This window comes from Nonomuraea salmonea (assembly GCF_042428605.1).
Taxonomy (GTDB): domain Bacteria; phylum Actinomycetota; class Actinomycetes; order Streptosporangiales; family Streptosporangiaceae; genus Nonomuraea; species Nonomuraea salmonea.
In genome coordinates, this window is the sequence record NZ_JBHMCF010000038.1 from 48,783 (window position 1) to 71,210 (window position 22,428).

Below are 22,428 nucleotides of genomic sequence, written 5' to 3' on the forward strand. Positions count from 1 at the left end.
GCCACGGCGGATCAGAGCGGAGTGAGCAGGCCGTCGGGCGCCTCCCTCACCATGCGTCCCTGATGGACCGTCACCACGCGGTCCGTGTCCCGGAGCCGCGGGAGCCGATGCGCGATGATCACCAGGGTGCGTTCCCTGCAGTAGGCGCGGAGGGCGTCGTACACCTCGTCGGAGGTGACGCCGTCGAGGGCGCTGGTGACCTCATCGACGATGAGCACCTGCCAGGGAGCAAGGAGTGCCCTGGCCACGGCCAGGCGTTGCCGCTCGCCGCCCGACAGTTGATGTCCCTCCTGGCCGATGGTGGTGTCCAGGCCGTCCGGCAGCTTCGCCACCAGGCCGTCCAGGCGGACGGCGGCGAGTGCGCGGTCGATGTCCTGCTCGGTCACGTCGTCGCGGGCGAACGTCAGATTCTCCCTGATGGACGTGTCGAACAGCGTGGTGTGCTGCGGGACGATGGTGGCCACCTCCCGTAGCTCCGCGTCCCCTGCGCCGTGGACGTGCACGGTTCCAGTGGCCGGGCGCAGGAGACCGGCTGTGATCAGGCCCAGGGTGCTCTTGCCCGATCCGGTGCGGCCGCGCACGACCGTCACCGAGCCGGCGGGCAGTTCCAGGTCGATCCCGCTGAGGACGGTCCGCGCCCCATAGGAATGACCCACGCCGCGGAGGGTGACGCCGACCCCCGCCCGCGGAGGCGACGTGACGGTGCCCGCGTCGGGCGCCAGCGACACCGGCATGTCCAGATATTCGATGACGCGCTCGAACTTGGCCAGCGAGACGTGGAACCCGCCGGAGAGCTGGAGCATCGTCTGGATGGGCTCGGACAGCTGGAGTTGGAGCATCACCAGGACGATCACTGTCCCGACGCTCAGCCCCGTGACCGTGGTGCCGGCCAGCCAGTAGACCAGAGGAGGGACACAGGCGAACGACACTCCGATGATCACATAGGCGGCCGCGCCCGTCACCCGCTGCCGGATGGTGACCTCGCTCAACCGCCGGCACAGCTCGACGAACCGTTCGCGCTGCCACCGCGTACGGTGCAGCGTCCTGCCCAGGATGATCCCGCCCAGCGTGAGGTCATCAGCGGCGAAGCGGAGCATCGAGGTCACGAGCCGCTGCCGCTGCCGCGCCAGGTCCTGGCGCCTCTGGGCGAAGCGGTGATTGAGCAGCGCCAGCAGGTACGCCAGGACGAAGGAGAGCAGGGCCAGCGGCCAGCTCAGTACCAGCATCGCGATGCCGGAGGCGGCCAGGGCGGTCGCCGCGGCGAGGGACTGCTGGACGATGTTGGTGACGAACCGGTCCACCCCGTCGATGTCGCTGACCAGCCGCGCCTGAACCTCGGACGTGCTCTCCTCCGTGTAGAAGTCCAGCTCCTGCGCCTGGGCGCGCTCGTACACGCCGGCGCGCAACGTGGCGGTCACCCGCTGGCCGATGCTGTTGGTGAGCGCCACGTTGCCGACGGCCAGAGCGCTGTTCACGATCCCCACCACGACCATGAGGGCGCACAGCGTCGTCAGCGTCGCGAAGTCGCCGCGCATCAGGCCCTGGTCGATGACCCCCCTGGTCAGAAGCGGGCTGACGACCCCGAGGGGAACGGAGATCAGCACGACGACCAGCGAGGCCGCGACCCGCCATCGATGCGGCCGGAACCACGTCATCATGCGGCGGAGCACCGCGCGGGCCGTCATGGGAAGGGATGGGGGTCGGCGTTGAGGTCGCCGGGCGTGAGGTCCCGGTCGCGGTGCCCGAGCAGCCGGGGCATGGTCAGGAGCCGCGGGAGGCCGTCCATGCGCCGGTTGTCGTGCCCGAACGTCATCGACAGGGTGCCGGGAATCAGCACCTTCACGCAGGCGAAGCCGCCCGCCCGGTGCTCGGAACCGGTTTGATCGATCATGATGACGTCCAGTCCGGTGTCCAGGTAGCGTCCCACCGTCTCGGTGAGCACTTCGGTCAGATCGGCGTCGTCGAAGGCGCCGGGGATCCCCATGTCGGCGGGCTTGCGGACGCCGGATGACCGGGTCAGGAAGTCGAGCCGCCGGGCGGCGTCCGGGTGCGCGTAGAGCAGGGAGTGGTCGTCCATGTCCCTGACGAGTCCTGGATCGGCCACCATCGCCTGTGCCCGGTCCCTCTCCCGGGCATACCGGTCCGCCATCGGGGTGATGTCAGGAGCGAGCTCGGTGAGCGCGTTGGCGATGGCGCGTTCGGGGTCCGGGCTGGACCCTGCGGCGCTGATCGTCGCGGGCCGGCCGTCGTCGCGGGGATTCACCGCCATGGCCCACACGCAGGGGATCCGCTGCTCGACGCTGATGTCGTAGAGCGACACGGCGTACCCGGTCTCGGCCTCGAGCGCCGCGTGCCACAGCGGCAGGCGACGGTCGGCGGCGGCGGACACGTCGATGCGCGGGGCGGGCAACCGGCAGTACCAGGTGAGGAGGAAGGCGTCGCGTTCAGCGACCTCCATGATGGCGTGCAGGATCGCCTCCTCCAGCGATCCTCCGAGCGCGCATCCGTTGGAGATCTCGTAGACCAGCCCGTGGTCGTGGCCGGTGGAGTGCGCGTGCTGATAGTAGGCGCAGCGCTCCGGCACCAGGATCGGCGCTTGCCGGGCGAAGGAGTACCCCCACACCCAGGCGCGGGGCTCGTTCACGTCGAAGGGACGGTACGGGAATCCCGGCAGGTCGTAGCGCTCCTCGGGGTACAGGCCGAGGGTGCGCGGGTCCAGCGCGCTGTCGGCGATGTCGGCGTACGGGGCGCGCACCTCCGTCCGGCACGCGCCGGGGGCGCCGCCGTAGCGTTCGACGCCTTCCAGCAGCGCGACGAGCCGGCTGGCGGCCCGGGTGCCGGCTCGCCCGTAGCCGGCCACCTCACCGCCGGCCCGTGCCCCCACCGCCGCCGACGTGACGACCAGACCGCCCGCCGTCCACTCGGTGAGCTCGCCGACGAGCCCGGACTCCCTGTCGACGTACAGTTTCTCCAGGTCGGCCAGTTCATCGGCGACGTCCCGCGTCCGGAAGGTCCGCTCCCGATACATGGGCCGGGGTTCCAGCGTCGGCGTCGCGCGCCCGGCGCTGTCCGCCGGAGCATCACCGCACGTGGGGCAGAAGTCGTCGGGCAGGAAGGTGTGCAGGCCGACGTCCAGCGATTCCAGATTCACCAGGAAGAATGCCTCCCGGGTACGGAGCGGGCGGCCTACGGCCAGCAGTGCCGTTTCCGCTGCGACGAGTTCGGCGACCAGCAGGGCTCCCAGCGGGGTGAGCCACGACGACGGGCGCTCGCGCAGGGCGGTGCGGTGCTGTCGCAGGACGGCCCGGTGCCCGGCCGGATCGCTCCGCAGGCGGCGCCGGCGGCGTTCGGCGCAGGAGACGCATCCCGCCTGGCCGGGGGTTTCCAGCGGGCCGACGACGACGCGGTTCAGCTCGGTACGGACGCGCAGCCAGGGGACCCCGAATTCGGTGGCCGCCGCCCGCATCTCCCGGGTGCGCTCGGTGTTCCAGCCGTCGTCGGCCGCGATGAGCAGGCCGGGAGAGCCGGTGAGCTCCTCCGCGGTCGCGTACCGGCTGACGATTCGGTCGCCGCTCAGTTCCGCGGCGATCGCCTCGTGCAGCATTCCCCGCCCGACCAACGCCACTTCACGCATCTTCGATCACCACCTTGGCCAGGTACGGCATGAGCTCGGCGATGGCGGGATCACGGTCGAGGGGCGCGGTCAGCGCCACCAAGCCGCGGGCGCGCAGCCGCGACGCCACCTGTGACGCGCCGAGGCCGGGGAGCATGGGTCGGCACCGGGCGCCGCGCAACTGATCCGGGAAGGGCTCCACCGGGGTCCGTTGCGGGGATTGCAGGTGCAGCAGCACCGCTTTGAGTCCTTTCTGCAGAGCCTTCGCCGGGTTCAGCGCGGCGAAGTAGCCGACGGTGACCGTCCCGGCGCAGCAGACGACGGCCGGGACGCCCAGCGGACCGGTGACGTCGTACACGTCGGGCAGCTGATCGAGCCGGGCGAGGACATCCCGGCACCTCCGGCCCTCCGCGGGCAGGTCGGCCGTGGCGACGTCGACGCGCGGGCACGGTTCCGAGCGCGACCGCAGCTCAGCCAGAGTCAGCCGCAGGCACTGATCGGCCAGGCCCTCGCCGACGGCCTGCTCCCAGTGGGAGCCGGCCGCGAGTCCCGCGTCCGTCGTGCCGAACGCGCCGGGCACGCGCAGTGAGCGAACGGCATCCGGATCGTCGATCTCGTACGCCCACAGGTGGCCGCCCTGTTCGGTGGCCTCGCGCAGTGCGTAGGCGGCCAGAGCCTTGCGGGCGGCGTCGCCGGTCGCCGCGTCGTACCCGAACCCCACCCCGAGCACGTCCATGTCCGGTGTTCCCTTGAGCACGGCGCGACAGACGTTCAGCGGTGTCTGCGGGCCCGCGGCCTCGGCGAGGGTGAACAGGCCCAGATGCTCGTCGTAGCAGGCAGCGATGTCACGAAGGAACGTGGCGTCGTCGACGGGCCGGCCGGCTCGCAGGTCACGCAGGCGCCGGTGGAAGCTCTGCGGCGAGCCGCCCGCCGCCGTCGCGCGCGCGGGGTGCGGCAGGCACGCGTGCCGCGTGCTCGTATACCCGTCCGGACCGATCCGGACTAAATGGTCACGTTCGGTGTCCGGCATGACGCCCGTCATCACCCGGAAAGCGGCATGGACCAGGCGGGCCGCCGCACCGGATGGTGCCGCGGCGACGTGGCCGGTCGGAGAGCCCAGCCGACGCCAGGCGTCCTCCCAGTCGGGTCCTCCCGGGGGCACGAGCCAGGTGGCGTCGCCGGTGTGCACCAGCAAGGCCAGGGGGATCCGGCGCCGCGCGCACATGCGGTTCAGCGGCAGGGCCGACGGCCCGTCGCCGGCGTAGAGCACCAGCTCGGTTCCCTCGGGCAGGCCGATGCCCTCGGGCGGCGGCGTTCCCCGGGGCGCGCTGATGTCGATCCTCGTGACGTTCTCCAGACCCGACACCCTCGCCGCTCGCGCCAAGGACTCCAGCATGGGCTCGGCACCGACGAGCGCTACACGCAGGCGCCGGTAGTCATCGAACGTGGCGACCGCAGGAGTCCGGAAGCAGCCGAGGAAGTCACCTCCGGGTGTGCGCGGCGGTTCCTCGGCGACCATCTGGACGGCGTCGCATTCCAGAAGCAGGTCGATGACCTTCCGCACCGCATCGCCACGGGCAGGCGGCAACCCGGCGGTCAGTTCGCCGACCGTGCGCTCGCCGTCGAGGAACGGGGCCAGCCGGTCGACCCATCCGGCGATCGAGGCGCCGTCGATCCGCGCGAGCCCGCGATGCGTCAGGATGTGAACGCCGTCGCCGTCCGCGGCGGCATAGGCGTCCTCACGCCAGCGCACCCTCATGGCCGCACCTCCGCGTAACGTGATCCGAGGGCGAACTCGCCCACCGCCCCCTCCTCCAACGGGTCGAGCCCCGTCGCCGCGGCGAACGCGCCACCGTCACCGTCGCCCAGGGCGCAGGGTGCCAATCCCATCGCGGTGGCCACCAGGTACATCGTCTGGTAGAGCACTCCGACGTGCTTCATGACCAGCGAGTACGCCATCGCCTGGTAGCCCGACATGACCCGTCCGAACCGGGCGGCGATCACGAGGAGCACCTGCGGTTCCTGCACGGTGGCCGCCGCCATCGCCCCGGCGCGCAGGAGCCGCCGCACCTGGGGTGTGGTCCCGGACAGCCGCTCCAGCCGGTGATCCTGAGGGTCGTAGTGATACAAACCGGGCTCAAGCCCGGAGACTTTCCGGACCACCGGGTAGATCTCCAGCTCGTGCATGGCTCCGCCGGCCGGATAGGGCCGGCTCACGTGCTGGACGCCGTCGATCCGGTAGATGCCGCGGTTGCCCGCGCAACGGTGGAGGAACTCTCCGAGGCCCGCGGCGGTCAGCGGGGCGCCGTCGTCGTGCCCGCGAATCGATCGCCGCTCCTCCAGCACCTCGGTCAGGCGAGGTTCGGCGGCGTACCGGCGGCCCGGATCAGACCGGGCCAGCTCGACGATCTCGCCCCCGAACGGCTCACGACGCGCCCCCGGCGGGGCGAACACGCCGGCCGTCCAGTCGCCCTTGCCGTACGGGACTCCAGGCAGCCGGGTGCGGCTGCGATGGTGGAACCACAGCTCATGCGGCTGCCACAGGCGCTCGGGCGGCCCGGCCGCCTCGTCGTCCTCCGGTACGGCGAGGCCGGCCGCCCAAAGGTCCTGACGGAGCCGGACAAGCGCCGGATCATCGTCGACCGGCCGGTCGGCGGCGAGCAGAACCACGGCGCGGCGCTCGTGCAGCCGGACGCGACACCAGGACAGCGGGGACTCCACGACCACCTCGCCGCCGTCCCTGCGAGCGATCGCGAACCTCGACAGGGTCAGGCGGCCGGGTGGCTCTCCCTGATGGGGCTCCTGCGGCCGCTCCGGCTCAACGGTGTAGACCTTCCGGCCGGCGGCGGCCACGGTGACGTGCAACCAGCCGCCCGTCCGCAGCAGCTCCAGCTGAGTGAAGAAGCCGGGATGAGTTCGCAGCTCGCCGAGGGGGACGGACTCCTGTCCCAAGCGCCGCAGCAGCGCGTGCTGGTCTGCGGTCAGGCGACCCAGACATGTGCTGTGCGGCCAGCTGAGCAGGTGGTAAGAGCCGTCTGGAGCGAGCGTTCCCGCCACCTCCGGCCTCAGCCTGACCATTTCCTCGATCGGTGGTGTCATGCCCGATGCTCTTCCTCACGCAGTTCATGCACGGTCCATGCGGCCAGGGAGGACGCGTATCGCTCGGTCCACAGGTCGATGCCCAGGCGGTTGGCGGCGAGGTGCGCGCAGGTGGTCAGCACCGCTGCCGTCCTGTCCGGGTCCACCTGCAGCGCCTTGCGCAGTTTCGCCGTCGTCCGCGACCAACCGGCCAGACCGTCGTCGCGTGTCACCTGATCCGTGTGGTCGACCAGCCCGCGCAGGCGCCGCCCCAGCGGTAGCAGGATGTCGCGCTGCCGCGCGTAGGCCTCCGCATGCTCTTGCGACGCCGTCGGCGGTGCCGCGAGCCGGAGCCGGACGATGATGTACATCGCGACGCCGGCGGTGACGCGCTGCTCTGCGGTGATCCCCGCTTCGAGCATGGCCAGGACGATCCTGCTGGAGTCCACGAAGTGCTCTTCCACCGCCGCCATCGCGGGGCGCCCGTAGCGGTGGTACTCCCTGCGATAGGGGATGAACGCGACGGAGTCGTTCGAGGCCAGGGTGGGGGCGAACTCCGTCATCTGTTCCCCGCGGGCCAGTTCGGCGGCCGACCGCTCGTACTCGGTCTGACTGATCCGGGTCTCGGAGGGCCACGTCTGGAAGAAGCGGCGGCTTCTCTTCTCGATCAGGCGGCGGACTCTGGCGTGGTCGGATGGCTCGGCCCGTACGCGTAACCGCACGTGCGGTCCTGCCTCCCAATAGCGAAGGAAGAAGAAGTCCCGGCCGAGGCCCTCCGCGGCAAGGTCGTCCACGATCTCCCTGATCAGCCGGGTGATCAGGCTGTCCTGATCACCGTGGTAGAAGACGTGCGCGCTCACCCACTGGCCGCCGCTCATGTCAGGCGATCCCACGCCGAGACGTCCAGCATCATCTCCATGACGTGACCTCCGCCGTGGTTCTCGTGCGCCGTCACCGGATCCGGCAGTGCCTCCTCGAAGAGGACCACGTCGTGGGGGGACCGCAGGAAATCGGTGAAAACCCGCACGAGGAAGGGGTTGGCGAAATCGATGAAGAGCGGCTTATGCTCGCCGGTCCGTGCCCGGGAACGGCTCTTGAACAGGCTTTTCACGTAGCAGGTCTCCGGGATTCCGGCGATCTGCCGCCACTCGGTCAGGCGCAGCAGATAGGCGGCCTCCCGCTCGCCGGCCTTGGGCGCGGGGATGGCCGGCGGCGCTTTGTGCCGGGCGGCTCGTCGTACCGTCACGCGTCCCACTCGCGCCCGCGAGATCACCTCCCTGCCGCGCGTTCCGGACCAGTGCCCGCGGGGCGCGAGGGCGGCGATCGGCTGGGGAGCGTCCTCGCCGAACCCTTTCACGAGTAGCTGGGCCGCACGTGGCAGGGTCCAAGGTGCGCTCATGCCGAGATGTAGCGGTCTGATCTCCCGATCGAAGCCACTCGCACGCAACCGCAGGAGGCCGCGGGCATGGTCGCGCTCCACCCACAGATCCCGCAGATCGATCCCGCGGATGCCCGGTCGCGCGTCACCGTGCCACGGGTAGACGATCTCGTACGGCACACAGGGCTCCCGGACGTTCAGCGAGGTGCCGAGAGAGCCGCCGAGCCCCGCGAACAACGGAAAATCGCCGGGGATCACCCATGGCTCCGCACGACGTCCCGCCAGGCCGTCCACGCGGCGGTGCCCCTTGCCGTATCCGATGAAGACGTTGTTGACCACGAACTCGGGCCCCGCCTGCTCCAGCAGCGGCTGGCCGTACACCTCGAGCGAGTGCAGTTCGTCCACCCACAGGGGGAAACCGGCCACCGCGTCGGCGAGCCGCTGGGGATCGATGTCGACGGTCTCGTGACCGGCCTGCTCACCCCAGAGCACGCGGGCGGCGTCATCCCGTAGGGCGTGGAGCTCATCGGCGCGTGCCGACCCGCTCTCCCGCCGCTCCGACGGCGAGTGCCACAGGCGGCCGATCGTCCTGCCCTCGGGGGAGCCGCCGGCCACCTCCTGCATGACCTCGTGGTAGAAGTCCAGGTAACGCATCCGCTGATCGGCGGACGGCCGCCGGGTCCACCACGCGTCCAGAGCGATCTTCAACTCCAGGCTGGGGCTGAACACCGCCAGCCACCGGCGGAGGACCTGCAGATCGTCCATGACGGGCCGCCAGGCGCTGCGCCCGAAAGCCGCCAGCGGGCTCTCGGCCACGGCGGTGTCGAAGGTGGCCTGGCCTCCGGCCGACGCGACGGGCTGTCCCAGATGGTCCGACAGGTCGGCGAGCGCGCGGCGGACGTCGTTCAGGCGGCGTCGGTGGCCCTCGACATCGTCGATCGGCACGTCGATGCTCAGCCGATCGCTGACGGTCTGGACGAGCGCGCCCTCGTGGACGAAGTCCGCGCCGAGCGACCGCAACCAGCGCGCGGTCTCCCCCGGCGTGGTGACCTGCCCGCCGGGTTGGGGCGCGACCTGCAGCAGGCCGATCTCGACGAGGTGATCGAGGAAGGCGTCGACCTGAGCAGGATCGGCCTTGCCTCGCTCCGCCAGCCGTCCGGCGAGGTCTCCGAGCGTGCCGGCAGCGGTACCGGCAGCGGTGCCGGCAAGCAAGTCCAGGCAGGCATGGATCGCCGGCGTGCCATTGATCGTGATCATCGGCTCCTCGGGCGGGTGGCCGAGGAAGCGCAGCCGGTCACGGTCGACGACCACGCTCGGATTGACCCGGACGAACAGAGCGCGCCGGGTGCGATCGCTCGCCACCAGGGCCGCGTGCAGGTCCGACCGGGTCACGTGCCCCAGCTGCAGCACGCCGCGCGCGCCACGCACCCCATCGGCGAGCCGACGGACCGCGATGTCGTCCTCGCTCCACGTGCCGCGCCCGGTCACCATGAACGTGCTGAAAGGGCTGGTCTTGGCCGCGGCGCGGGTCAGATACTTGGCCAGGGCCGCCGCCAGCCGGTGCGGAGCGCCACGATGCGGGTCGGCCAGCCACTTGTCCAGGTCGTCCGAGAGGGCGGCACTGGCCTGCAGGAGCCCGCGCCGGAAGGCGGGGGCCGAGGCCATCTCGCGCAACCGGGCGGCGCGGGCGTCGGTCTCGGATCTCACCAGTTCGTCCAGGTCGTGCTCACCCGCGCGTAGCCGGGCGTGCAGCGCCAGCCACTGCTCCACCCTGTCGGCGAGGTCCTGTGCCAGCGCCTTTCGCGTGTCCGGGCTCCACTCGCGCGCGGTGGGCGCCCGCCCCTGGTAGAGGGCGCGGCGCAGGCCGACCATGAACGGCTTGACGGGATCGTCGGCCAGGCTTGCGATCACGCCGTACAGGTCGTCGCTCAGAGCCTCGCTCTCGGTCCTCAGCCTGCGCCGCAGTTGGAGCTGTCGCTCCACCGCCTGCCATGCCTCGTGGAAACGCAGCTCGCGTAGCACCTCCGACGGCATGCCGGCCAGCCGGATCAACGGGGGAACATCCACCTCAACCTCATTCGATGAGCACCAGGACGTGGCCGGTGGGCCGCCGCGCGGGGGGCGGCCCACGAGCCGGACTACTCCTCGTCCTCGTCGATGCCGGGCGCCACTGGGAGCGGGTCATCGGTGCAGGAGCCGCAGCCCCCCGTACCGGAGCAGGGGTAGCAGCGGGTGGACAGGCAGGAGGCGACCACGTCCAGGCCACGGCCCAAGGTCAGGGTCTCCACCTCCAGCCCGCTGACGGTGAGGTCGAAGACGTCCATCGAAAGGTCCTGAACGTCGAAATCCAGCATTTCTGTGGTCGGCATGGAAGCCCCTTTCACCTAGCGGAGTTGGCGTCAAAGCTAGGAGGAGCCGGTATGTCCGAGGTATGCCGACGTTATGCCAGGTGACCGCAGCGTTCGCAGTCCCCCCGGCGTGCGACGACGTCCTGGTGCGACGACCACGCGCGCAGGTCGAAGGTGGTGATCGTGCCCGGCGGGAGCGGTGCGCCGATCCGGGCGCGCTGATGGAGGATCTCGCCCGCGACGAGCGCCCAGGCCAGGTCCGCCGCCTCCGACGGATCCGGGCCGGACCCGCCGGCCGGCGGAACGTGAGCGGCACTGCGGACGCAGGCCAGGCAAGGGGTGAGCCGCCGGTCGAAGCGGCACAGTCGCAGGGTTCCTCCGGCGTACCAGGCCCACGTCCACGTCAGGCCATGCTCGAAGCAGGCCACGTCGAACCGTTCGAGCAGGTCGCGCTCCGTCTCACCCGCCGGCCCGACGACGTACGACTGCGCCGCCGGCACGCTGCCGGGCGCCACCAGCGTGACCCGGTCCCCCGACGCCGCCAGCAAGTCGGCGACCCGCGCGGCGGGCGGCCCCGTGTCCACGATGAAGGCGGGTGAGGCATGCATCGCCCGATAGGCCGCCGCCACGTTGGGCCAGGCCGGGTCGGCACCGAGCATCCTGCCCAGGGCCTGCGCGGCACCCGCGGGCACGCCCGGGGGCGGCTCCGGATCGTCGTCGCCCTCCTGCAGGTGACCCGTGGAGTGGAGGAGGCGAAGGGCGGCGGTGACCGCCTGCTCCGTACCTGCTCCGAGATCGCGGGCGAGGTCGGCGTGGGTACGGCTGCCGTCGAGCAATGGCAGGAGGCGTGGCAGGAATGTACGCGCCGCCTTCCCGTCGAAGGACCTCGGCTGCGCCGTGCCCTCCAGGACGAGACCCCGCTCGTACGGCACGGCGCACAGCCCGGGATGGAGCTTCGGCTTTCGAGGCAGGTCGGAGGACGTCACTCGGTCTCCAGCTCTTCCACGACGCCTCGCAGGCGGACGATGCTGCGAAGCTGCGGCGCTTCCGCCGCCTCGGGCGCGCAGACCGCGCAGCCGTGGACCGGCACGAGCCTGCTCACCAGCGGTGTGTTCGACAGCAGATCGAGGTGGCGTACGCGGGTCGTGTCCGCCGGGTCGGCCTGAGCGGCCAGCGCGGCCAGCGCGGCGGCCAGTGCCGGCCAGTGCGCCAGATACCCGCGGTCGGCGACCTCCGGATGCCGGCGGTGATGCTCCTCCACCGCTTCCTGAGCCGATACGTTGGCCGCGTGCTGCCGCACCCTGTTGCGGTAACAGGTGGAACAACCCCGAGAGCCGGCCCGCGACACCGGGCCGACACGCAGGCGCGGATGGTCGAGGACGACGGGGAGGAAGGCGAAGTCCCGCAGGTGCGCGGCCCGCGACAGCTCCAGCTCCACGGCGGGTGCGGGCACCGAGGCGGCCAGCACCACGGTCGCGGTCGCAGGCGGGAGGTCGATCTCCCGCCCGGCCGGAGGCGCGTCGGCGAGGCGGGTGGCCGGTCCCGAGAGCAGCCGGGCGGCAGCGGCGCCGAAGGCACCGACGGTGACGATGAGATCGGGCGGTCGCATGATCATCGGCCCTCACACGAACGGCTGGGGCCACGGATTGAGGTCGGCTTCGGCGTGGGCGGGGTAGCCCATGGCGACGGGCGCCTCGTACAGTCGCGGCGTCCCGCGGTACTGAGCGGCGCCGACGAAGGACAGCGGCATCAGCCGCGGCACGATGACGCGGACCACCGACATCCCGATGTCCCGTGCCTCGTCGCAGGTGAGGTCCACCGCGAACGCCTCCATTCCGTGATCCCGCAGCCGCTGGAGTATCCATCGCAGGGCCGGCCGCCCCTCTGCCACCTCGGGCGCGGGCAGATCGGACAGGCTGCGCCGGTGCGGCGAGTCGAGCAGGAAGTCGAAGGCGTGCGCCCGTTCGGGGGCGGCCATGTACGTGCCTCCGTCGAAGGGGTCGCGGAACGTCATGGGGTCCGTTCGCTCCGGCACCCGGGAACGCAGGCCGATCCGGCACGAGGCGGCCTCGCGGAACACCTTCTCCGCCGCCGCGTACGGGTCGAGATCCGTGGCGCACGTCACCCGCGTCCGCGTGGCCGGATGGTGCGGCGCGACCTCCACCAGGTAAACGGTGGGTACACCGAGGTCGGTCGTGGCGTCGAACAGGTGGGTGACGACCTGTTCCTCGCGTGCGATACGGGCGAGGAGGGCGAGTTCGTCCGACACACGGTCCAGGTCAAGACGGGGCAGCGGCAACCGCTGCAACCAGGTCAGGACGATCGCGTCGCGCTCGATCACCTCGCACAGCGCTTTGGCGAGCGCGGTGTGCACGTCGGTGTGTGCGGCGCAGCCGGTGGAGATCGGCGCCGTGAGCCGCTCACCCTCGGAGGCGTGGCGGAGGTGCAGGTAGACATAGGGGACCGGGATCCAGGCCGGCTTGGACGTCATGAGCGACAGACCGCGGACCCAGCGCATGGGCGCGAGCTTGTCCGGTTTGACCAGGGGGCAGGCCGGGTGGGCCGCCTCTGCATCGGAGATGCTCGGCACCGTGTCGAGGTCGAGTGCCTCATCGCCGAGTTCGGCCGCTGTCGCCCAGACGAACTGATCCTCGCTGTAGACGCTGCTCGAGTAGCGCTCCAAGGCCTCGGCGACGGCCAGCCAGCGCGCCTCTCGCTCGTCGACGGACGCGGCCGCACCGTCGATGGTCCCGTTCGTCGGACGCCCGCGCATCGCATCGGCCACCGCGGGCAGCACCTGCGTGGTGTCGCCCAGGGCGGCGGCATGAACCGGCAGCAACGCACCGGTCTCAGGAGTCAGCAGCCGGCTGGTCGAGCCGACGAGCCCGCCGAGAGGTGAGACCATCGCCTCCAGCGCGTCCGCCACCGGGGGTCTGGGGCGCGGGGGCCCGCCTAACGTCTCCGTCAAGGGCTTCCTCGGGTCCGATCTCCTTGGGCGCCAGGCACCGGCGCGTTCTCGGGGAGCGGTCGGCCGCCATCGGCCCGATCACTCTAGTCGAGTCAGCCGCGCGGCGTTCTGATGGTCACGAGGGGACCGGCCGTGTCACAAAAAGGCAGGCGGGGGCGTCTTGTGGGTGTGACGCAATCAGGCATCAACGAACGCGGCCCGCGCGCCGACACCGCGACCGAGGCGTTCGTCACCCATCGGAACCTGCTCTTCACGGTCGCTTACGAGCTGCTCGGCTCGGCCGCCGACGCCGAGGACGTCCTGCAGGAGACGTGGCTGCGCTGGGTGGACGTCGATCTCGCCGCCGTCCGTGACCGTCGCGCCTACCTGGTACGCATCGTCACCCGCAAGGCGCTCGACCGCCTGCGTACGCTGAGCCGGCGCCGCGAGTCGTACATCGGGCCGTGGCTTCCTGAGCCGCTGCTGACGACGCCCGACGTGGCCGAGGACGTAGAGCTGGCCGACAGCGTCTCGATGGCGATGCTGCTGGTGTTGGAGACGTTGCAGCCGGTGGAGCGGGCGGTGTTCGTGCTGCGGGAGGTGTTCGACCTGGCGTACGAGGAGATCGCCGCGGCCGTCGGCAAGAGCCAGGCCGCGGTCCGCCAGCTCGCCCACCGGGCACGTACGCACGTCGCCGCCCGCCGCCCGCGCGGCACCGGCTCCCCCGCCGAGCACCGCGCCGCCCTGCTGGCCTTCCAGCGGGCGGTCGAGACCGGCGAGCTCCAGGACCTGCTCGACATCCTCGCCCCTGACGTGGTGGCCTTGAGCGACGGCGGCGGCGTCAAGTCCGCCCTGCCGCGCCCGGTCGTGGGCGCCGACGCGGTGGCCCGCCTGCTGTCGACCGGCTGGTGGCGCACCGACGCGAAGCGAACGGTCGAACCGGTGCACATCAACGGCTCCCCCGCCCTGCTCATCCGGCTGGACGGCGAGATAGACGGCGTGCTGGCGGTACACGTGGACAACGGCCACGTCACCGGCGCCTACCACGTCAGAAACCCCGAAAAGCTCTCCCACATCAACCGCCCGACCACCGTCAGCCGCTGAGGTCAGGCTTTGGCGGTGCCCCAGATGGGCTGGTCGGGGTCCGGGGGTGGGAGCCTGGAGAGGATTTCGGCGACGCTGTTCCAGTCGCCGACCTCCACGTTGTCGGTCATCAGGCGCAGGCGGTCGGCGATCTCGTGGTGGGCCTCCATGAGGACCCCGATGCCGGCGGCCAGCTGGCCGGCGACCGCCGCGTAGCCGCTGCCGCCGCCCTGGCCCTTGAAGAACGTGACGCCCTCGGCGGTGCCGCCCCAGAAGTCGCCGATGGCGTTGAGCTCCTCGGCCGCCGCCGCGACGAACGTGGCCAGCTCGGTGCCCTCGACGTCGAACGCGATCGCCGCCGAGCGGATGCGTGACTTGCCGATCTCCACGGAAACTCAGCCTCCCGCTGGTTTGTGGGCCATGGTGAAGTACAGGAGCACCCGGCCCAGGGTCTCCTTCCAGGTGGGGAGCAGTTCCTCGCCGCGCTGCCCGTTCATGAGGTCGTACGAGGGCCCGTACGCGATGGACCCGCCGGCCATGCGGCTGAGGAAGTATTGGACGTCCGCGTTCGAGGTGACCTTCTTGGCCAGGGGCGCGGCGGCGTCGAAGACGCCGTAGAAGGCGACCGAGGCGGCGAACTCCTTGAGCGCCTGCGTGGCGTTGTCCTCGAGCGAGCCGACGTCCTCGCCGCGCGCGGCCTTGACGCCGGCCACCGCCGCCACGTCGCCGACCGCGAAGAAGACGCTGCCGATCGTGTACTCGGTCAGCTTGGCCAGCACGATCTTGGCCATGCCGTGTTGCAGCAGCTTCGCGAGCAGCCCGGCCTGCGCCCGGCGGATGAGGATCTGGGTGATCTGGTACGCCACCCCGGCCTGCCAGGGGAAGGTGGAGATGAAGACGAAGCTGGCGAAGTTGGCCATGGCCAGGGTCCAGTAGGCGTGCCTGGCCGCCTCGACCGCTTCGGCGAACTCGTTGCAGGCCGCGCTGGTGTCGCGGCACCGCTGGGCGAGCTTGGCGGCGTACCCGTTCTCCTCCGGCTCGGGGTAGAGCCCTTCGATCATGGCCCGCTTGAACTGGTCCACCCCGGCCCCGTGGTTGGTGCGCCACACGGAGGCGGCGGCGGGGTAGGTGTGCGACGGGCTCTGCTCGATGCGCTCGGCCAGGCGCGCGTAGACGCCGGCGGCCTGGCGGGCCCGGTCGGGGTCGCCCTCGGGGTAGTCGACGGCGAGCATCTGGAAGACGAAGCCGGCGATGCCGAGGGTGCCGAACGTGTAGACGCCCGCGCGGCCGTACGGAAGCTTCAACGGCGGCGCGTCCCGTCGGCGCGGTCGCCGTCGAGCAGCGTGCCGGCGATGAACGGCGTCACCAGGTCCTGCGCCTCCTGCTCCGCCTGGCGGCCGGCCCGTCCCGCGGCCTCCATGATGGCCGCCGCGAGCTGTTCCGAGCCGAGCCGCATGGCGCGCGGGTCGATGGTGACTCCGGCGAGCGTCCCGGTCTGTGTCACCTCCACCACGACCCGGCCGTCGGCGGCCTCGCCCCGGCCCTTGACCGCGGCGATCCGGTCGCGCAGTCCCTCGAGCTCCGCGAGATCCTGCTGGTAGCCGCGGAGGAGCCGGCCCAGTTCCTCGTCGCCGGTGGTGGTGAACGGATCTCTCGGTGATGTCATCCCGCCTCCTGAATCACCTAGACGATCTTTCACAAGATACGCAAACCGGTCAAATCTCGGTTCGGTCTCCGAGGATCTCCAGGGCGATCGCGACCGGGTCGCCTGACGGCTCCGCCGGGTGATCGGCATGCCGGTCGGCCCACGCCTGGCCGAAGGCGTTCCAGTCGATCTCGCCCTGGGCGAAGAAGGTCCGCCAGCGCTCCCGGTAGTAGCCGCTCATCAGCCCGGCCCAGTTGCGGTTGGCGTACTCGGTGAGGATGGCGGCGTCAGGCCCGCCCCACACGGTGACGAGCCGCTTGGCGGCGCGTTCGAGGTCGCGCCGCTCCCCCTCGTCGGCGCCCCAGCGGCGGGCGTCGCGCAGCCAGCGGCCGAGCAGGAACTCGGGGCGGGTGGCGAGCAGCCGGTCCTGGACGTCGATCAGCCGCAGGAACCGCTCCTGGACGGCCGGCTCGGCGAGCCGGGGGACGAGCGCGCGGCCGCGGTCGTCGAGGACCTGGCGGGTGACATCGACCACGTCATGCCGGTACGTGTCGCGCTCACGCAGCCGGGGCGCCGCCTTGAGCAGCAGCCGCCAGGCGGCCTCCACCTGCGCGGGGTCGTAGTGCAGCCGCCGGGGACCGACGGCCGACGCCTGGTCGGCGGTGAACGACGGGGTGGCGGCGAAGACGCTGTCGGTGGCCGCGTAGACGTGGAAGTCGGCCAGCTTCTCGGCGAACTCCTCGTCCCCTTCGGGCATGGACGTCTCCCCGCCCCACGTCGCGTACGCCGAGGCGCGCAGCAGCCGCCACGCCTCCAGCGCGTCGGGGTCGGCGGCGCCATAGCGGGCGTGCACCCAGTCCGCCAGCCAGGCGTCGAGGTCGACGGGCTCGCGGGTCCACGCGAGGTCGGCGAACAAGTCCCAGACCACGGGGTTGGTCTGCACGCCCTCGGCCATGTTCGTCAGCCCGGTCAGCTCGCCGGAGGCGAGCGGTGCGGCCAGCGCGGCGGGGGCGGCGGCGATGTCGGGCAGTGAGCCGTACAGGCCGTGCCGGCCGCCGTAGTTGGGCAGGATGCCGTACGCCCAGGGCGCGCCCCAGAACCCGCCGGCCCGCCGCCAGGTGTCGCCGGTCAGGTCGAGCACCAGCATCCGCTGCCGGTCGCAGACCTCGAACAACTCCTCGCGCGGGTTGCCCGCCCACGCCTGGACGACCCACAGGTAGCCGGGGTCGGCGGCACGCATCGCTCGTTCGACGCCGCAGGCCGCGTCGGCGAGCGAGGTGCCGCCGGTCTTGCCGCCCTCGTGCAGCAGGTCCACCGCCCAGGTGCCGGACTCCCCGAAGCGTTCGCGCTGGTGCCGGTAGAAGGCCGCGGCGACCTGCGCGTAGTGCGGGGTGGAGGTGTCGAGCCAGTCGGGACGTGCCGGGCCGGCGACGTCCATGAACCACCGGCCCTGCGGGACGACGACGGCGCCGGGGTTGCGCTCGGCGAAACCGCCGGGGACGGTGCCGGAGAACCCGGGCAGGATCGGCGTGATGCCCAGCTCCCGCATCCGCGCCAGCACCAGGACGGCCAGCTCGGCGCGCCGCTCGACGAGGCCGCGGGTGGTGCCGCCGCCGAAGCTGTGGATGTTGTTCAGCCACTGCCACGGCTGGTGCGACGGCGGGACGATCCAGGCCAGCAGCTCGCTCTCGGTGTAGCCGAACTCGGCGAACGCCGCCAGCCACACCGCCTCCTGCCCGAGCGTGAGGTGCGCGGCGTTGACGCCGGACGCGGCGAGCAGGTCGAGCTCGCGCTGCCAGTCGTCCCAGTCGTAGAACGGCGTCGTGTACCCGGCGACGGTGAGGTTGTAGGCCACCCGGTAGCGGTACGGCGAGGCCGCCGCCAGTGGTTCGGCGGGCGGCGGCGCGTGCTCGGGGAGGTGGTCGCCCCAGCGCGAGACCGTCCCGCGCGCCACGTGCCGCAGGTAGTGGGCGAACCCGCTGAGCACGGCCACGGGCCCGGTGCCGGCCAGCACCGTACGGCCCTCCTCGCCGGCGCGGACCTCGAAGCGGTCGCCGTCACCGGGCAGCGCCCGCACCTCGAAGGCGAGCGGTCCTGCGAGCCTGCGCAGCGCCTCCTGGGCGACGGGCACCCATGCGGGCGTGGTCATAAGACCTCCAGAAAATGTCTCAACGGGACTTTTCATAGTTTGGTGCGAAATTTCCCGCCAAGCCTACTGTCCCAGTGAGACACTTTTGCCCTACGGTAAGGGCCATGACCAGCCCAGGACTCCGCGAGCGCAAGAAAGCCGGCACCCGCCGCGCCCTGATCGAGGCCGCCCTCACCCTGTTCGAACGGCAGGGCTTCGACGGCACGACGGTCCAGCAGATCGCCGACGAGGTGCAGGTGGCGCGGCGGACCTTCAACCGCTACTTCACCTCGAAGGAGGACGTCGTCCTCGCCCACGAGGACCAGGTCATGGAGGATCTGCTGGCCGCGGTCGGCGACCGTCCGCGCGGCGAGTCGCCGGTCACCGCGCTGCGCGCGGTCTTCCGCACCTGGCTGGCCGACCCCCACTGGGCCCGGCACGAGCTGCCCCGCATGCAGCGCGTCCAGCTCCTGCTGGCCGACAACCCCGCGCTGATGGGCGAGAACATGCGGCGCTTCGCCGTACGCGAGGAGCTGCTCGCCCGCCACCTGGCCGAGCGGTCGGGCGCGGGGCACGGCTTCCACGCCCGGCTGCTGGCCTCGACGGCCTTCGCGGCGCTGCGCATCGCGTTCCAGGAGTGGGCGGCTCAGCCCGACGCCGGCCCCGACTCCTGCGCCCGCCTGGTCGACGAGGCCCTGCGACGGCTCGACCTCGGGCTGGACCTTCCCCCTCTCATGGAGTAGGCATGACCATCACCTCGAGCCGGGACGCCCACGGCGCCACCGGCCGCCGCCTCGGCGCGCTCCTGGGCGCGATGTTCCTGTTCAACGTGGCCGGTTACGCGGCCATCGGCGCCGCCCTGCAGGTGCTGCTGCCCTCCCAGGTCGAGGCGGCCGACCCGGTGGGCAAGCTGTCGGCGTTCGGGCTGGTGACCGGCGTCAGCGCGATCGCGTCGGTGTGCGTGCCGCCGATCGTGGGCGCTCTGTCCGACAGGACGCGCGGGCGGTGGGGCCGCCGCTCCCCCTGGATACTCGGCGGCGGCCTGGCCACCCTCGCCGCCCTGGTCCTGCTGGGCTGGATGTCCACGGTCGCCGGGCTGCTGATCGGCTGGTTCCTCGTGCAGGGCACGGTGAACGTCGGGCTGAACATCCTCATCGCCGTGGTGGCCGACCAGGTGCCTGAGCGCAGGCGCGGGCTGGCCTCCACGGTCGGCGGGCTGGGCGTGCCGGTGGGCTCGCTGGCGGGCACGGCGGCCGGGGCCGCGTTCATCGACTCCGCGCTGCTCGCGTACACGCTGCTCGGGGTGGTGTTCGTCGCGGCGTCGGCGCTGCTCGCGCTGCTCAGCCGTGAGCACGTCACCGTGGCCGTCGCGCCCGGGCGGGTGCCGCTGCGCGCTCAGCTGACCTCCGCGCTGGACAGCCTGCGCGCCCGGGACTACGCGTGGGCGTTCGGCTCGCGCGCGGTGATGTTCCTCGGCTACTTCGCCGTCTCCTCCTTCGGCCTCTACATCCTCAGCGACTACATCGAGCTGCCCGCCGGGCTCGCCCCCCAGGACGCGCTGACGCTGCAGACCACCGTGCAGACGCTCTGTCTGGTCGTAGGGACGATCATCGCGGGCCCGCTGGCCGACCGGCTGAACCGGCACAAGCTGTTCGTGCTCATCTCCTCGTTGATGGTCACGGTGTCGGTGGCGCTGCCGGTGCTCGCGCCCGTCTGGCCCGTCCAGCTCGCCACCGCCGTCATCGGCGGCCTCGGCTTCGGCGCCTACCTCTCGGTGGACCAGGCGCTGGTCACGCTGGTGCTGCCGGCGGCCGAGGACAGCGGGCGCGACCTCGGCGTCTTCCACATCGCGCTGAACGCGCCGCAGGTCGTGGCGCCGTTCGGCGGCTCGCTGGTGGTCGCCCACCTCGGCGGCTATCCGGCGCTGTTCGTCACCGGCGGCGTGCTCGCACTCGTCGGCGCGCTCATGATCCTGCGGGTACGCGGCGTCCGCTGACGCGCCCTTCCGGTCACCTGTCGCCGGGCTCGGCGCTGCGCTCCCACATCGACTTCATCTCCGCGAACCCCTGCTCCATGATGCCCACCATGGCCCGCCGCGCGCGCTCTCCGTCGCGGCGCTGGATCGCCTGGGCCACGTCGGTGTGCAGGTGGAGCGCCTGCTCGTCCGGATAGTGCGGCATCAGGTGGTAGTGGTGCCGCCCGGCGAGCACCTCGGCGACGATCAGGTGCAGCTTCTCGAACATCTCGTTGCCCGACGCGGCGAGCACCCGCCGGTGGAACTCGATGTCGAGGTCGAGGAAGCGGGTCTCGTCGCCGGCCTTCCCGGCCGCCCACATCTTGGCCGCGAGCCCCACCAGCTCGCTCGCCTCGTCGTCGCTGATATGGGTGGCGGCCAGCGCGGCCGCGTACGGCTCGATCGCGGTACGCAGCTCCGTGATCGAGCGCATCTGCGCCATGCGCCCGCCGGAGGCGAGCCGCCAGCGGATCACCTGCGGGTCGAAGACGTTCCACGCCCGGGCGGGCTGGATCATGATGCCGACCCTGCGCCGGGTCTCGATCAGCCCCATGGACGCGAGCACGCGCAGCACCTCGCGGATCACCGAGCGGGAGACCTGATAGCGGTCGATCAGGTCGTCGATGCTGAGGACGGAGCCGGCGGGCAGGTCGCCGTTGCAGATGACGGTGCCGAGCCGGTCGAGGACCCGAGCATGCAGCCCAGCCTCGGCAGGGGCAGGTGGGGTTGGTGCGCCCTTGGGGGAGGACTGAGTCACGAATAAAGCATATCAATTGAAAGACGATACTTGAATAAGTCAGCTTTTTTGTCCTAGCATCCCGGCATTAACCGGATGTTACGGATACGTGGCGCATAGGGGGCGGCGACCATGAAAGAAAGGCGAGATCACGTGCGACATCGGTCGATCATCGGTGCATCTCTGGCCGTGGTGGTGTCCATGACCCTGTCCGCCTGCGGCGGCGACGACGGCGATGGCGCGTCCACCACGGTCCGGGTCACGCTGGCCAACCACGTGTGGACCGACAACATCAAGAAGGCGCTGCCCGAGTTCGAGAAGCAGAGCGGGCTCAAGGTCGAGGTCACCCAGCTCGGCGAGGACCAGCTGTCCGACCAGTACAACGTCAAGCTCAACGCCGGCTCCGCCGACATCGACGTGATGATGTACCGCCCCCTGCAGGAGGGCAGGCTCTTCGCCAAGAACAAATACCTGGCCGACCTCTCCACCCAGGTCAAGGCCAACGCGAACTGGGACTTCAGCGACTTCCAGGCCGGCCCGGTCGAGGCCACCACGTACGAGGGCAAGCCCGTCGGCGTCCCCATCATCACCGAGCAGGAGGTCCTCTACTACCGCAAGGACCTGCTGGAGAAGGCCGGGCTCGACGCCCCGCCGAAGACCCTCGACGAGCTGAAGGCCGCCGCCGCCAAGATCAAGGAGAGCGAGCCCGACGTCGCCGGGTTCGTCGCGCGCACCGGCAAATCCGCGGCCGTCACCCAGTTCTCCAGCTTCCTCTACAGCTTCGGCGGCGACTTCGTGGACGCCAACGGCAAGTCCGCGGTCGCCAGCGACGCCGCCAAGCAGGCGTACGCCTTCTACGGCGGCCTGATCAAGGACAGCGGCCCGGCGAACGTCAGCACCGACATGAGCTGGCCCGAGGCGATGGCGATCTTCACCCAGGGCAAGGCCGCCTTCTATACCGAGGCCAACTCGCTCTACCAGAACGCCACCGACCCCGCGAAGTCGAAGGTGTCGGACCAGGTGGGCTTCGCGCCGTTCCCCGCCGGCCCCGCCGGGTCCAAGCCGTACAACATCCCGTCGTGGGCGCTCGGCATCAACGAGAGCTCGGAGAACGCGGCCAACGCCTGGAAGTTCATCGAGTGGGCGACCAGCAAGGAGCAGACGCTCGCCCAGCAGAAGGCCGGCGTCCCCGGCGCCCGCGCGTCCGTGTGGGAGAACCCCGAGGGCACCTCGACGTTCCCCAAGGACCTCGCCGAGGCCATCGCGGCCAGCACCCAGGCCGGGGTCGGTCATGACCGGCCGCTGGTCGTGAAGGTCGCCGAGTCCCGCGAGATCGTCGGCCAGCCCATCGTGGACGCGATCACCGGCAAGGACGCGGCGGCGGCCGCCGACGCCGCCAACACCGCGTTCCAGAAGTTCCTGGACGACGAGGCCAGGTAGCAGCTACCTCGCTTCTTT

The 22,428-nt window shown here is 71.3% G+C and carries 19 protein-coding genes; 4 read left to right on the forward strand and 15 right to left on the reverse strand.

Translation table 11 applies throughout. From position 1 onward, the window contains the following. Nucleotides 1-11: 11 nt before the first annotated feature. The 10 genes from ACFFR3_RS32580 to ACFFR3_RS32625 form a co-directional block, all read right to left on the reverse strand. A complete protein-coding gene (locus tag ACFFR3_RS32580; protein ID WP_345391757.1) occupies nucleotides 12-1,685 on the reverse strand; it encodes an ABC transporter ATP-binding protein in 1,674 nt (557 codons plus the stop codon). Then, nucleotides 1,682-3,634, reverse strand: a complete 1,953-nt coding sequence (locus ACFFR3_RS32585; RefSeq protein ID WP_379484387.1) for a TOMM precursor leader peptide-binding protein — start codon at nucleotides 3,632-3,634, stop codon at nucleotides 1,682-1,684. The genes ACFFR3_RS32580 and ACFFR3_RS32585 overlap by 4 nt, the downstream gene beginning before the upstream one ends. Continuing rightward, on the reverse strand, nucleotides 3,627-5,372 hold the full coding sequence (locus ACFFR3_RS32590) for a YcaO-like family protein (RefSeq protein WP_345391768.1): 1,746 nt from the start codon (nucleotides 5,370-5,372) through the stop codon (nucleotides 3,627-3,629). The genes ACFFR3_RS32585 and ACFFR3_RS32590 overlap by 8 nt, the downstream gene beginning before the upstream one ends. Then, on the reverse strand, nucleotides 5,369-6,712 hold the full coding sequence (locus ACFFR3_RS32595; protein ID WP_379484388.1) for a SagB/ThcOx family dehydrogenase: 1,344 nt from the start codon (nucleotides 6,710-6,712) through the stop codon (nucleotides 5,369-5,371). Before ACFFR3_RS32595 ends, ACFFR3_RS32590 begins: the two co-directional genes overlap by 4 nt. Further along, nucleotides 6,709-7,569: a thiopeptide-type bacteriocin biosynthesis protein gene (locus ACFFR3_RS32600; protein WP_379484389.1), complete on the reverse strand. Its 861-nt coding sequence runs from the start codon at nucleotides 7,567-7,569 to the stop codon at nucleotides 6,709-6,711. The genes ACFFR3_RS32595 and ACFFR3_RS32600 overlap by 4 nt, the downstream gene beginning before the upstream one ends. Continuing rightward, nucleotides 7,566-10,136: a lantibiotic dehydratase family protein gene (locus ACFFR3_RS32605; RefSeq protein ID WP_379484390.1), complete on the reverse strand. Its 2,571-nt coding sequence runs from the start codon at nucleotides 10,134-10,136 to the stop codon at nucleotides 7,566-7,568. The genes ACFFR3_RS32600 and ACFFR3_RS32605 overlap by 4 nt, the downstream gene beginning before the upstream one ends. A gap of 71 nt (nucleotides 10,137-10,207) precedes the next feature. Further along, complete coding sequence (locus tag ACFFR3_RS32610; RefSeq protein WP_345391780.1) at nucleotides 10,208-10,438, reverse strand: thiomuracin/GE37468 family thiazolyl RiPP peptide; 231 nt, start codon at nucleotides 10,436-10,438, stop codon at nucleotides 10,208-10,210. A 71-nt stretch (nucleotides 10,439-10,509) separates the two neighbouring features. Next, on the reverse strand, nucleotides 10,510-11,403 hold the full coding sequence (locus tag ACFFR3_RS32615) for a hypothetical protein (RefSeq protein WP_379484391.1): 894 nt from the start codon (nucleotides 11,401-11,403) through the stop codon (nucleotides 10,510-10,512). Further along, nucleotides 11,400-12,032 (reverse strand): TOMM precursor leader peptide-binding protein, encoded by a 633-nt coding sequence (locus ACFFR3_RS32620; RefSeq protein ID WP_379484392.1) that lies wholly within the window; start codon nucleotides 12,030-12,032, stop codon nucleotides 11,400-11,402. The genes ACFFR3_RS32615 and ACFFR3_RS32620 overlap by 4 nt, the downstream gene beginning before the upstream one ends. A 6-nt stretch (nucleotides 12,033-12,038) precedes the next feature. Continuing rightward, entirely contained in the window at nucleotides 12,039-13,385 is a 1,347-nt protein-coding gene (locus tag ACFFR3_RS32625) for a YcaO-like family protein (RefSeq protein WP_379484393.1), read from the reverse strand. 168 nt (nucleotides 13,386-13,553) lie between these two features. On the opposite strand from ACFFR3_RS32625, the gene ACFFR3_RS32630 reads away from it, so the two are divergent. After that, complete coding sequence (locus tag ACFFR3_RS32630) at nucleotides 13,554-14,468, forward strand: RNA polymerase sigma-70 factor (protein WP_364367177.1); 915 nt, start codon at nucleotides 13,554-13,556, stop codon at nucleotides 14,466-14,468. 2 nt (nucleotides 14,469-14,470) lie between these two features. Here ACFFR3_RS32630 and ACFFR3_RS32635 read toward each other — a convergent pair whose 3' ends face one another. From ACFFR3_RS32635 to ACFFR3_RS32650, 4 genes are read right to left on the reverse strand one after another with little or no spacing between them, the layout of a single operon-like run. Then, on the reverse strand, nucleotides 14,471-14,836 hold the full coding sequence (locus ACFFR3_RS32635; protein WP_345391792.1) for a hypothetical protein: 366 nt from the start codon (nucleotides 14,834-14,836) through the stop codon (nucleotides 14,471-14,473). A 6-nt stretch (nucleotides 14,837-14,842) separates the two neighbouring features. Then, nucleotides 14,843-15,751, reverse strand: a complete 909-nt coding sequence (locus ACFFR3_RS32640; protein WP_345391795.1) for a WXG100-like domain-containing protein — start codon at nucleotides 15,749-15,751, stop codon at nucleotides 14,843-14,845. After that, nucleotides 15,748-16,113, reverse strand: a complete 366-nt coding sequence (locus tag ACFFR3_RS32645; protein ID WP_345391798.1) for a YbaB/EbfC family nucleoid-associated protein — start codon at nucleotides 16,111-16,113, stop codon at nucleotides 15,748-15,750. The genes ACFFR3_RS32640 and ACFFR3_RS32645 overlap by 4 nt, the downstream gene beginning before the upstream one ends. A gap of 49 nt (nucleotides 16,114-16,162) precedes the next feature. Next, nucleotides 16,163-18,241 (reverse strand): alpha-N-acetylglucosaminidase, encoded by a 2,079-nt coding sequence (locus ACFFR3_RS32650; RefSeq protein ID WP_345391801.1) that lies wholly within the window; start codon nucleotides 18,239-18,241, stop codon nucleotides 16,163-16,165. Nucleotides 18,242-18,345: 104 nt separating this feature from the next. Here ACFFR3_RS32650 and ACFFR3_RS32655 point away from each other — a divergent pair, with 104 nt between their 5' ends. Both ACFFR3_RS32655 and ACFFR3_RS32660 read left to right on the forward strand, forming a co-directional pair. Then, on the forward strand, nucleotides 18,346-18,963 hold the full coding sequence (locus tag ACFFR3_RS32655) for a TetR family transcriptional regulator (RefSeq protein WP_345391804.1): 618 nt from the start codon (nucleotides 18,346-18,348) through the stop codon (nucleotides 18,961-18,963). Between the two features lie 2 nt (nucleotides 18,964-18,965). Then, nucleotides 18,966-20,216: an MFS transporter gene (locus ACFFR3_RS32660; protein WP_345391807.1), complete on the forward strand. Its 1,251-nt coding sequence runs from the start codon at nucleotides 18,966-18,968 to the stop codon at nucleotides 20,214-20,216. Between the two features lie 13 nt (nucleotides 20,217-20,229). Here ACFFR3_RS32660 and ACFFR3_RS32665 read toward each other — a convergent pair whose 3' ends face one another. Then, the gene (locus ACFFR3_RS32665) at nucleotides 20,230-20,991 is read right to left on the reverse strand and encodes a FadR/GntR family transcriptional regulator (protein ID WP_345391810.1); all 762 of its coding nucleotides are present in this window, start codon (nucleotides 20,989-20,991) and stop codon (nucleotides 20,230-20,232) included. A gap of 132 nt (nucleotides 20,992-21,123) precedes the next feature. Between ACFFR3_RS32665 and ACFFR3_RS32670 the strand changes: the two genes are divergently transcribed. Continuing rightward, a complete protein-coding gene (locus ACFFR3_RS32670) occupies nucleotides 21,124-22,410 on the forward strand; it encodes an ABC transporter substrate-binding protein (protein ID WP_364367187.1) in 1,287 nt (428 codons plus the stop codon). Nucleotides 22,411-22,428 lie beyond the last annotated feature (18 nt).